Consider the following 12,061-nt stretch of genomic DNA (forward strand, 5'->3'; position numbering starts at 1 on the left):
TGGAAGGAGGTTCACACAAAAAAAATCGATTTTTTACGGCTTTTTTGAAAAAAAAGTCGTACTGGATGTGTCAAGATGGGCTTGGCACATGAGAAAAAGAGTTATTTACAGGAAAAAGCCAATCTTTTTGAAATTGGCTCTATATACATAAGCATGAATGAAAAAGAATGGAGAAAAGTTGCCGCCCCGGCCGCCCCGCAACGGCAGAGTCATAATTCGCGTGACTGCCCCGATATTTTTCTTCTGCCACGCGGAAGCCGGAACTCCCTGCCGGAGCGGAAGGGCTTGCCGGCACGATAATTCGTGGTATATTATTGGAAAGTGATTGAAAATAGAAGTTAGCTATTGATTTTCATGAAATAGACTGCTATATTAAATATTTTATGAGTTCCGTAAGCCGGATGAGTAAAATGTGCAGTAAACGCTTTTGGTTCCGTATCCTGATTTTAATGATTTTGTTCGCGGCTTCCGCCCTGGCCGTCAGCCTCTATTACAACTGCTGGTCATGGGAGGAGGGGGGATGCCGCATCCCGTTGCTGGCTTCTCTGGTGTTCGTGGTCTGGCCGCTCGCCTATTTCGTGCTGATCGCCGTCGGCCGTTACATCTTTTACCGCGAAACGCCGGTGCTGCCGCCGGAGGAGCTCCCGCGCTGTACCGTCATCATGCCCGCATACAACGAGGGGCAGCATGTGTTTGACGCACTTTCAAGCATCTGTGCATCCGACTATCCGGCGGAGAAACTGGAGCTGATCGCCGTCAATGACGGCAGCATTGACGATACGCTGCTGTGGATCAACCGTGCCGCGGAGAAATTTCCGGGGCGGATCCGGGTGGTGGACTTCAAGCAGAATGTCGGCAAACGGTTTGCTCTCTATACCGGGTTCCGGATGGGCACCGGTGACGTGTTCGTCACCATCGACAGCGATTCGCAGGTGGTGCCTGATGCCCTCGCAAAAATGGTTTCCCCGATCGTCCGAGACAGCCGCGTCGGAGCGGTTTCCGGCAACGTCCGGGTCGCCAATTCCGAGGGGGCGTTCCCGGCGATGATCGACTCCGGATTCACCTTTGCCTTCGACTTCATCCGGGCCGGACAGAGCGTCTGGGGCAGCGTCTTCTGCACGCCGGGTGCGCTGAGCGCCTACCGCCGGGAGACCGTCCTGCCGCTGCTCGACGAGTGGCGCGACCAGAAGTTCATGGGCCGTCCCTCCGGAATCGGCGAGGACCGCGCACTCACCAATCTGGTGTTGCGGGCAGGGAAATGGGTCACGCTCCAGCGCAGCGCCCTTCTCTACACCAATGTGCCGGAAACCTACAAGAGCATCTGCCGCATGCTGTTGCGCTGGGAGCGGAGCAACATCCGTGAAAACTTCGAGATGTACCGCTTCATCTTCCGCAATTTCGACTGGCGCGATGCGCGGCGCTGGTTCATGCTGTTCACGCTGCTGGAGTACTCATCGATGACGCTGCTGCCCGGGGTGATGATCGGATTCTCGCTCTACAACATTGTGCTGACGGATGGTGCCGTGCTCTTCATCACCGGCGCGGTGGCGCTGCTCTGGGCGTCGCTGCCGGCCGCGATCAATTTGCACCGCAACTCCACGAAACTGGTCTGGTTCAGTTTCGTCTACGGGATCGTCCACGCTCTGACGCTCTTCTGGGTGGTGCCCTATGCTCTGGTGACGGTGGGCAACTCCCGCTGGCTGACCCGGATCGGAGCCAATTCCGCCGGGAAATTCTGACGCGGGCCATCCGGGGAAATCTCCTCAAAAAAAGAGTTTTGCGACCGGTGCAGTTTGCAAAGAGAGAAAGTGCCGGTTATATTAAAGGAATGTTGGTTCATTAAACGGCCGGATTCCCCGGCCCAATTTATGACAGGAGCAGAAAAAATGCAGAACATGGAAATTCTCCACGACAGTGACGCCGATTTCGGCGTGCTCAACGGGAAAACAATCGCCGTCATCGGCTACGGCGCTCAGGGCCGCGCCCAGGCGCTTTGCATGCGCGATTCCGGGCTCAATGTCATCATCGGCATCCGTCCGGGCAAATCCAAGGACGCCGCCGACCAGGACGGTTTCGAGACCCTGACCGTCACCGAGGCCGCCAAGCGTGCCGACATCATCCACATCCTGCTGCCGGATGAGCTGCACGGCATCATCTATGATGCGGAAATCGCTCCGGTCGTGACCGCGGGCAAGACGCTCTCCTTCTCCCACGGCTTCAGCATCGTCTTCGGCGAAATCAAACCGCCGAAGGATGTCGACGTCATCATGATCGCCCCGAAGAGCCCTGGAACCGAGGAGCGCAAGCGCTTCGTCGAAGGCTTCGGCGTGCCCGGTCTGATCGCGGTCAAGCAGAACTACTCCGGCAAGGCCCGCGAGGTCGCTCTGGCGATCGCCAAGGCCGAGGGGCTGACCCGCGCCGGCGTGCTCGAGTGCACCTTCGAGCAGGAGACCTATGAAGACCTCTTCGGCGAGCAGAACGTCCTCTGCGGCGGCATGGTCGACCTGATGAAGTACGGTTTCGAAACTCTGATCGAGGCGGGATATCCGCCGGAGATGGCCTACTTCGAGTGCATCCACGAGGCGAAGCTGATCGTGGACCTGATCTACGAGGGCGGCATCCAGAAGATGAACGCGGTCATCTCCAACACCGCGGAGTGGGGCGAATACGACAACGGTCCGTGGATCATCAATCCGGAAGTCAAAGCCCGGATGAAGGAATCCCTGCGCCGCATCGAATCCGGCGAATTCGCCAAGAAGTGGATGGCCGAGGCCAAGAACGGTTCGCCGAACCTCAAGGCCAAACGTGCCGCGCTGGGCGAGCATCCGGCGGAGATCGTCGGCGCCCGTATCCGCAGCCTCTTCCAGAAGAAGTAATTGCGGAAGAACGCGTCTCGCGTATGAAAAAGGATGGAATACCGGGGAAAGACGGTATGTCCATCCTTTTTTTCATCTGAAAGAAAAGGACCTGCTATGAGCCGATTTTCTCAACTGGTGTGGCGCGCCGAGGACGTGCCGGAAGAACTTCATGAGATGCTGACCGTTCTGGGCGAGGAGTATCCGATCGCCGATTTCGGCCGGGGGCTGAAGCTGAAATTCCGTCGGGTGGAGGCGGAGGAGACGCTTTCCCGGGTGACCCGCACGCCGGGGGAGGCGCTGGTGGAGTACAACTCCGTCGCGGCCGCCGCGCGCGGGGTAGGGGCGGTGCTCGCCGGACTTGACGGCGAGGAGACCACGCCGTTCCGCACGCTGGGAATCATGCTCGATGCTTCCCGCAATCTGGTCATGCGGCCGGACCACCTGAAGATGTGGTTCCGGAGGCTTGCTCTTACCGGTTATAACATGGTCATGCTCTACACCGAGGATACCTACGAACTGCCGGATGAACCCTTTTTCGGATACATGCGCGGCGGCTACACCGCCGACGAAATCCGGGAACTGGATGATTACGCCGCGCGGCTCGGCATTGAACTGATCGGCTGCATCCAGACGCTCGGGCATCTTGCCCAGATTCTCAAATGGGACGGCGCCTACGGCAAGGTGAAGGACACCGAAGAGGTCCTGCTGGTCGATGCGCCGGAGACCTACGCCCTGATCGGGAAGATGGTCCGTTTCTGGAGCGAAAATCTCCGCACCCGCCGCATTCACATCGGCATGGACGAGACCCACGATCTCGGGCGCGGCCGTTTCCTCGATCTGTTCGGCTATCAGAGCGGGTTTGAGCTCTTCAACCGCCACCTCGGGCGGGTGAATGAGATCTGCCGTGAAAACGGACTTGAGCCGATGATCTGGTCGGATATGTATTTCCGCTTCAGCAATCCGGAGCGGAACTATTATGATCTTACGCATCCGATTCCGGCGGAGGTTCAGCAGAAGATTCCGCAGAACGTCCAGCTGGTCTACTGGGATTACTACAACGAAAGTGCCGAGGTGTATGAGAAGATGATTCAGCGTCATCGCGACCTCGGCTACGAACCGCTGATGGGGTCCGGCATCTGGACCTGGTGTCGTCTCTGGTACGACCACGACCAGACCCGGCGTACGGTGGAGCCTTGCATCGCCGCCTGTCGCAAACTGAAAGTGCAGGAACTCTTCTTCACCATGTGGGGCGATGACGGCGCTTACTGCAATTTTGACTCCGCGCTGGCCGGAATCAGTTACGCCGCCGATCTCGTGTACGGCGTTTTGCCGGAGGAGACGAAGCGGATGGCGAAACGTTTCGAGGCGGTCTGCCGGAGCAGTTTCGAAGCTCACCTGCTTGCCGGAGAGCTGGAGAAACCGCTGTCGTGCGGGGAGAAGAAGTTCACGCCGCGGGCGGCGGAGCTGATCTGGGATGATCCGTTGCTCGGCATCCTCTACGACGACTACAAGCGGCGCGATCCGGAGTTCGATCTCAAACTGCTGGAGCGCTATGAGGAGATGCTGTGCCGGCTCCTGCCGTATCAGGAGGATGCCGCCGCCGGGGATTTCGAACACATCATCAACACGCTGGAACTGCTGATCCGGAAACTGGAACTGCGCGGCGCGCTCGAAGCGGCCTACGATCAGGACGACCGGATTGCGTTGCGGCAGATCGCCGTATCGATGGTTCCGGCGGCGGTTGCGGCAGTGCAGGAGTTCGAGGCGAGCTTCCGGCGGCAGTGGCTCGATTGCGGCAAGGTGTTCGGGCTGGAGGTGATCCAGCGCCGCAACGCCGGGCAGATCGCGCGGCTGGAGGAGACGGCGCTGCGGATTCGCGAATATCTGGACGACCGCATCAGCGCGATCGATGAACTGGAGGCGCGTCCTTCCGGCACCGATATCGTCAACATCTGCGGCACCATCAATTCGGTGGTGTCCGGCTCCCGGCTGGTGTGACGACGATGGCTGCGGAGGATCTTCTGTTGCAGGCTCCGGGGGAGCGGATTCTTTTTGCCGACGACTGGCGGAAGGAGCTCGCCGGTGTGCTGCCGCTTCTGCCGGATGGAACGCTCGCCGTGTTCACCGGACGCCGTTCGCTCGATGCCGGCGGCGTCTGGGCGGAATTTGCCGCCACAGCGGCGGCGGCCGGGCGGAAGGTGGTCCGCTTCTCCGAAATCGAAGCGGAGCCCTGCACCGATACGGTCGAGCGGATGGTGGAATTTCTCGCTTTGGTCTCTCCCGCCGCAGTGATCGCCATTGGCGGCGGAAGCGTGATGGATGCGGCGAAAGCGGCGCTTCTGGTGCGCGAAAGCGGGATGCCGCTCGGTGAACTTTTCGGAGTGAACCGGTATTCCACCGCACATCCGGAGGCGAAGCCCTTGCGGGTGCTCTGCATCCCCACCACCTCGGGGACCGGTTCCGAAGCCACGCCGTATTCCAACATCGTGGATCGGAAGCTCGGGGTGAAAAAGCTGATCTCCGAGTCGTTGATCGTGCCGGAGACGGCGATTGTCTCGCCGCGGCTTGCCGCGGCCATGCCGAAGGCGCTCACGCTGGCGACCGGATGTGACGCGCTGGCCCATTCGATCGAAGGGTTTCTCAACACCGGGGCGGATGCGAACGAGCCGCGGGCGAATGCGTGGGCGATGGAGAGCATCCGGCTGATTTGCGAGGCGCTGCCCGCCGTCGTGGCCGACGGTTCCAACCTGGGGGCACGCGGGGCGATGGCGCGCGCCGCGACGCTGGGCGGAATGGTGATCCGGTTCAAATCCACCGGATTGCCGCATCTGTGCAGCTTCTCCTGGTTCGGCCGTCTGGCGCACGGCATCGCCGTTGCGATGCTGCTGCCCGCTTCGTGGAACTATTATCTCGGAAACCCCGCGGTGGCGGCGCGGACGATGGAACTTGCGCCGGTTTTTCCGGGGCGGACGCCGCAGGAGGTGATCGCCTCGTTCCGCGCTTTTCTGGACCGGCTGGGCGTGCCGAAAGCGCTCCGGGAGTGCCCCGGAATCACGCCGGAACTTCTGGCGTCGACCGCGGCCTCGGCGGGGGAGAACCGGATGAAACTCGAACTTGCTCCCCGGCCGGTGCCGGTCGCGGAGTCGCGCGGAATTCTTTCCGCCCTGTTGAAACAAACGTATGAAGGAACTTTGCAATCATGGTAAATGTCATTGCGCGCAGCCGGCTTAAGAGCGGCTGTATGGAGGAGTATCTGCGGATACTCAAGGCGAACGTCCCGACGGTTCTGGCCGAGGAGGGGTGTTTGCGTTATGAGCCCTGCCTGGATGTCGATGCCGATCCGGCCAAAGGGGAGTATGTCACCATTCTGGAGAGCTGGGAGTCGCAGGCGCATCTGCAGGCGCATCTGGCGACGAAGCATATGGCCGCGTTCCGCGATGCGGTTGCGCCGCTGCGGGAGGAGAACAACGTTCTGGTGGTGACCCCCGCCTGATGACGAAGCGGAAGGGCGCCGGAGAGCTTCCGGCGCCTGTCGGCAGGGGGCTCGGCCGCGGCGAAGGTCAGTGGACGATGATCCGGATGGCGAAGCCGTGGTCGTAGAACACGCTGCCATGGACGGAGTACTGCGGAATGAATGCCGGAGAGCCATCCGCGTTGCGCGCCTGGATTTTCGAGGCGTAACAGGCGTGGACATGGCCGTGGAACACTCCGCGGATGATGTCCGCGTTTTCCGTAATCAGGCGATAGACCGCCTTGGTCCCTTGAACCTGCGAGAACGCATTGTTCTCCCGCCCGTTGAAAAAGCTGCCGGAACGGGTGTAGTGGATCACCTTGTTCCGGTGGTGCTCATCGAGAAGAAAGCCGTGCCGGGTGCACAATTCGGCATCTTTTGCCGCATCGTAGGAGCCGTCCTTCGTCCGGGGATAGGTGTTCAGATACAGGGATTCATGCTGAAAGATCAGGATGATCCACCCCTCTTTTCTGGCCCGGGCGATATCGGCGGCCAGCTTTTCCGCGATTTTGTCTTCCTTGTAATACTGGCCGTTGCGGCTGTTGTCCAGCACGACGGCCAGCACTTTCCCGGCGACGGGGGCGGAGGAGTAGACGGTGTCGTTGCGGTAGAATTTCTCAATGTATTTCCGGGCGGCGTTGATGTCGAACTCATCGCGGGGGCGGCCGGAGATGGTGTAGGTGACGTAATCGTGGTACCCCACCGCCGCCAGCAGTTTCGGGTCGCCGGAGAGGATGAGATCGCGCCACACCTCGAGGCCGCCGTGGCAGAAGAAGTCGATGTTGTCACCCAGCACCACGCTCTGGTCGAAGAAGGGGGCGAACTCCATCAGCGTCTGGGCGGACTGCGTCGCGCGGTCGATCGGATTGGCCCTGCCGCGCCGCCGGTTGGCGTACATGATCTCCACATTGTTCCGGTCCGTGTCGTTGATCGCCTTGAAATGGTTGTCCCCCCAGGTGATGATTTCCACCGGGCGATCGAATTTCTTTCCGGAATCCAGCGTGATTTCGAGCAGGGTGAGGCCGTTGCTGTTGACCACATACGCTTTTTCGCCGCCGTTGCCCTCCTCCTGCCGGAGTGCGATGGGCGTGGTGCCCGCGCGGAAGCAGGCTTCCCGGGCCTCCGCGCGGCGTCGCGGCAGCTGCTGTATGACGGAGGTGCGCCGCTCCGGCGTATAGAGAACGCGCCGAAATCCGTTGAGATCGGTGAAGGCATGAAATCCGCGCACCGCGTAGACCCGGTTGAAGTGGACCGCTTCCGGTATTATCAGAGAATACACGCCGTCGGAGTGACGGAGCTGCTCCGCGAGGAAGGATTTCCCCTTTTCCCAGGGATACTGGTAACTGCCGCCGAGGAGCAGCTCCCGGTGGCGCGTGTAGAGCTTCGGCAGCGCGATCACGCCGGATTCCCCCGGCGGAAGCGCGGCGCTTTTCCGGAGGCGGAAGCGCAGTTGCGGAGCCGGCGCGTCCACCGGTTCCACGTCGAGCAGAGTCAGATCGTTTTGCGGAAGATAATTGCAGAAAACCGCCTGAAGTTCCTGCCCGGGGGCGAGCCGGGTGCCGTTTGCGACCCCTTTTTCGGAGACGTCGGCCCAGCCCAGAAAGAGTTTCCCCGGCTGTTCCGGCGCCGGAATGGTCTGGAAATCGACGGGGAACGCGGAGACCGCCTTGAGCGTTTTCCGGTCGGCAGACAGCGAAAAGAGAGGCTGTTCCGGAAAGGTGATCTCATAACTGCCGGCCGGCAGCTGCAACTCCCTGCCGATGGAGCTGAAAAGTTTCCCATCCTCCTTGCGCCGTGCCAGAGCGTATTTCCCGTCGGCGAGCTGGAAGCGGCCGGGCTGTGAGGTGAAGGCGAGCGCGCCGTTGGCGACGGGGGTGTGAAGGATCCAGCGGCCCATGCCCGGCTCCTGTTTCAGCTCCATCCGGCCGATGGAGGAGTTCCCTTCGCAGAGAATTTGCACTCCACCGGTGATCCAGCCTATTTTGCGCTGCTGATCGGTCAGGTGCTGGATTCTGCTGTCACGCAGCCGCAGATTGATGTTGCCGGCGAAGAGCTGATCGTTGCGGGTGGAGTTGCCGAGATAGAGGGTGCCGATTTCGCTTGCTTCGAGTTCGACGGTGTTTTCCCCGGTCAGGGCGCCGAGGCGGGGATGCGCGGTGTCTCCGCCGAGATAGAGGGTGTCGATCTTCCCTTTTTTCAGGCGGAGATGTTCCGGGCGGCCTTTGACGGAGAGGTCGCCGCCGAGGGAAAGGCTCCTGCAAACGACCTGTTCCAGCGAGAGCGGCCGGGCTGCGGAAAAGAAGCCCCGGGAATCTTCGGTCTCCACCTGAACGCCGCGCAGAACGAGCGGCCCTTTGAGACGGTTTTGCGTCGCAGACCAGCGCAGGGTGCCGTTCCCGGTGCAGGTGACCGGGTTCGTGTGGTCGGGAATATCGCGGTAGTCCACCGTTCCATGCAGTTCGACGACGCCGGTTCCGTCGTCGGTCACTCCGGCCAGGGCGGCGCGGAGCGTGGCGAACGGGCGGTCGGCGGAGCCGTCGCCGTCGGTGTCGCTCCCGGAGGCGGAGACATGGACGAGCCGCCGCCTCCAGACGCCGGTGAAAACGGTATCTTTTCCGTCCACAAAGGGGTATGCCGTTCCGGGACGGTATATTTTCCCGTCATTTTCGTTTTTCCAGCCGAGGAAGCTCTGTTCCGGATTGCCCTGCGGCGCCGGCGGCAGGGCAATTTTGTCCGCGGTGGCGGCGACGGAACTCCGGTATTCCCGGACGGAGAGAGGTTCTTTTTCTCCGGGGCGGGAGAAAATGGTCACTTTCTGACGGCTTTCCGTCGGTTTTGCGGGGTCGAAGGAGGTGAAGACCAGCTCTTTCAGATAGAGTTTCTCCCCCGCGTTCAGATGCTTCCGGAAAAAGGCGAAGAGCTGGAAGTGACGCAGAACCGCTTCCCCGGAAGGGTCGAACTTGGTCAGCTTCTCCGTGTTGAACGTGGCGGTGGCCCAGCAATTGGGGAGAATTTTCTCCCGGGCGCGGATCAGACCGCTGGCCTGGCGGATGTGTTTCCCGCCTTTCTGATAGCTGATCTGCTGGTAGGCGAAAAATTTTCCGGAGGCGGCGATCTCCTCCGCTGTGGCGGAGGTCGCGTAGTAGTAGGTGAGAACCGCATACCGCGCCGCCGCGGCGGGAATACGTTCTCCGGACGGGGTGGTCATCGGCTCGCCTTTGCTGATCTGATTTCGCGCCTTCTCTCCGTCGAGCAGGTGGACGACGTTTCCTTCGAACGTCGTCGGCGGAAAGTGGTCGCCGAACCGGTAGGTGTACTGGCGGTATCCGCCGGCGCCTGCGGAGAGCAGAAAGGCGAAACTGAGCAGGCCGGTAAAAACGTAGTTCATCGTGTTTTCTCCTGTCGGGTGGTTGGGTTTGATTCAAATTCAAAACGGACATTTTCCAGTACGATGCCGCTTGCCTGCCCTTCGCCGCGGAACTGCAGGCACATGGCGTTGACGTCGCTCAGTCGGGCCTCTTTCCAGCGCAGCCGGTCGAGCGGAATGGTGACGTCGAGAAAGAAATCCGCGGAGAGTCGGCCGGGAGGCGGAAAGAAGCGTTCCAGTTCCACCGTCCTGGTCAGTCTGCGGATCTTTTTGCTCTCCGGATCGCGCCGCACCAGGTGAAACTGAAGTTTCTGCCCGCCTTTCGGGTCACCGAACCGGTCGCAGCCTCCCCGGATGCGGAAACGGATTCTGCCGCGGTCGCGTTCTTCGTCCCGCAACTTTCCGGAGAACGGCACAAAGATGCCGGACCACGGCTTGCTTCTCTCGGAAACCACCACCTCCAGACGACCGTCGGGGTGTTTCTTCAACCCGGTGTCGAACCCCCATGCCGCCGCCATCCGGAACGGGCAGCGGCGGATGTTGCTCTCCGTGTCGCAATATTCGGCGGTGATCGCCACCACCATCGCGGTGACCTCATTCCGGGCGGAGAGGAGATCGAGCCGCAGAATCTCCTTCTCCGGCTCCGGATTCTCCCAGCGCCAGAGGTAGAAGCCGCGCGAGGCGAGATTGCTCCAGGCGACGTGCGGATTGCCCGGTGTGATCCACCAGTCCCATATCTCCGTTTCACAGCGCACGGGAATGTCCAGACTGCTGCCGTCAGCGCGATGGAGACGGTAGGTCAGCGCCTCCCTGCCTCGGGTTGCCCACGCCGCCGCATGGAAGAAATAGAGCGCTTTCACCTTGCCGTTCACGGGGATTCCGCGGACCGCCTCCGGCAGTTTCCCGGTCTGATTGTCCGAGGCGAGGACGATGCAGGTGCGGTCTTCGTTTTCGTCGAACCGGATGATGTCGCACGGAACGCCGCGGATGTGCTGCACCCCCCATGGCACGCCGACGAGGGAGTTTTCCGCCCCCTGATCGGTCCAGCCGCCACGGCCGTCCCCGGGAACCCGGTCGATGAAGCCGCGGTTGCAGAAGGATCGCAGGTCGAGCGGCCGGGTCAGAGCCGGATTCGGCTGATAGGTCAGAAATTGCCGGAGTTTTGCCGCATGTTTTTCGGCGAGTTCCCGGTTTATCTTCTGCTGCTGCGCCAGGATCTCCTGCTCCGAAAGTGGCTGGAACGGACCGAATTCTGCGGCGAACGACTCTTCGCGGCCGATGCCGATGATCGCACGGGAGAGGGGAGGAAGCAGCAGGGCCGCCTTGCGCCCGGAAATCGGCAGCCGGTGTTTCCCCGTGAGATCGAATGCGGCACTTCCGGCCGGCAGTTGCAACGCGATCGCCTTGGCGAACAGATCGTGATTGAACAGAAAACAGGCGGTCCGCTCCCCGCGCCTTGCGATGTGCAGTTCGACGTTGGCGGCGAGATCCCCCTCCGGCAGACGGGTGAGTTCCGCCGCCGGCTGGATTCCGTGGTGTTGTAAGATTCCGCCGACGATGGCTGCTGCCGCGTAATCCTGCATCGTCGCGGTCAGAAGGTAGAGGAACCCTTTCCCCAGCGGCCGGCGCAGAAGGACCGGGTGAGGGCCGGAGGCAGCGAGTTTTTCCCAACTGGGTGCGGCGAGAATTTCCCGCACATTGCGCCCGACGATCCGCCCCGGCAGCAGTTTAGCTTGCGGAATGTCGAGCTCGATTTCGCGCGGCAGGGCTTCGGGGGCGTCACGATATTCCAGCGAAAAGAGATCGCCCCATGCCCGATTCGGATTGCCGTATTCGTCCTCCTGCATGAACTCCCGGGTCAACAGAAGGATGCCGCCGGCTTCGACGAATTCCCGCAGTTTCCCGACCGTCGCCGGATAGGTGTTGCTCACGCCCGCGGCGAGGATCATACGGTAGCGGGAGGCCCGGTTCTCCGGAAGCTGCTCCTCCAGAATCACGTCGATCGGATAGTGGGAGAATTCCAGCGCCGAAGCGAAGGTGGCGATGTCGTTTTTGGCGACCCGGCCGGTCGCGACACCGTAGCGCTCCGAGGGGAAGGAGATCAGCAGGGCCACCTCCCGCGGAATGTTGCGTTCCCGCGGGACGAAGAATTCGGCAAAACGGAATATCTCCTCCTTCGCCTTCAGAAAGATACCATGTATAGGTGACAAGCAATTGTCGGAGTAGAAAAGAACTCCTTTGTCGAGTAACTTTGGAAATTTACTCAAACCAAATTACCGAAAAAGGAGCTCAAAAATGCAGAGAAAAGGTAGTGCCATTCGCAGT

8 protein-coding genes are annotated in these 12,061 nt (G+C 60.9%); 6 read left to right on the forward strand and 2 right to left on the reverse strand.

Going from position 1 to position 12,061, the window contains the following annotated elements; genetic code table 11:
* The first annotated feature begins 75 nt into the window (after positions 1–75).
* The 6 genes from ACMLHG_RS03615 to ACMLHG_RS03640 all read left to right on the forward strand — a co-directional run bounded on the left by ACMLHG_RS03615 (position 76) and on the right by ACMLHG_RS03640 (position 6,351).
* Complete coding sequence (locus ACMLHG_RS03615; protein ID WP_417169587.1) at positions 76–300, forward strand: hypothetical protein; 225 nt, start codon at positions 76–78, stop codon at positions 298–300.
* A 149-nt stretch (positions 301–449) separates the two neighbouring features.
* Complete coding sequence (locus ACMLHG_RS03620; protein WP_294436301.1) at positions 450–1,739, forward strand: glycosyltransferase family 2 protein; 1,290 nt, start codon at positions 450–452, stop codon at positions 1,737–1,739.
* A 147-nt stretch (positions 1,740–1,886) separates the two neighbouring features.
* Positions 1,887–2,876, forward strand: a complete 990-nt coding sequence (ilvC, locus tag ACMLHG_RS03625; RefSeq protein ID WP_366943141.1) for a ketol-acid reductoisomerase — start codon at positions 1,887–1,889, stop codon at positions 2,874–2,876.
* A 96-nt stretch (positions 2,877–2,972) separates the two neighbouring features.
* Entirely contained in the window at positions 2,973–4,856 is a 1,884-nt protein-coding gene (locus tag ACMLHG_RS03630) for a family 20 glycosylhydrolase (RefSeq protein ID WP_417169588.1), read from the forward strand.
* A 5-nt stretch (positions 4,857–4,861) separates the two neighbouring features.
* Complete coding sequence (locus ACMLHG_RS03635) at positions 4,862–6,064, forward strand: iron-containing alcohol dehydrogenase family protein (RefSeq protein ID WP_417169589.1); 1,203 nt, start codon at positions 4,862–4,864, stop codon at positions 6,062–6,064.
* The gene (locus ACMLHG_RS03640) at positions 6,058–6,351 is read left to right on the forward strand and encodes a putative quinol monooxygenase (protein WP_295811572.1); all 294 of its coding nucleotides are present in this window, start codon (positions 6,058–6,060) and stop codon (positions 6,349–6,351) included. Before ACMLHG_RS03635 ends, ACMLHG_RS03640 begins: the two co-directional genes overlap by 7 nt.
* A gap of 67 nt (positions 6,352–6,418) precedes the next feature.
* Here the strand turns inward: ACMLHG_RS03640 and ACMLHG_RS03645 are convergent, their stop codons facing one another.
* Both ACMLHG_RS03645 and ACMLHG_RS03650 read right to left on the reverse strand, forming a co-directional pair.
* A complete protein-coding gene (locus ACMLHG_RS03645) occupies positions 6,419–9,757 on the reverse strand; it encodes a hypothetical protein (protein WP_417169590.1) in 3,339 nt (1,112 codons plus the stop codon).
* Positions 9,754–11,946, reverse strand: coding sequence for a hypothetical protein (locus ACMLHG_RS03650; protein ID WP_417169591.1), 2,193 nt, complete (start codon positions 11,944–11,946; stop codon positions 9,754–9,756). The genes ACMLHG_RS03645 and ACMLHG_RS03650 overlap by 4 nt, the downstream gene beginning before the upstream one ends.
* Positions 11,947–12,061: the final 115 nt, after the last annotated feature.

This window comes from Victivallis sp. (assembly GCF_048170485.1).
Lineage (GTDB): Bacteria > Verrucomicrobiota > Lentisphaeria > Victivallales > Victivallaceae > Victivallis.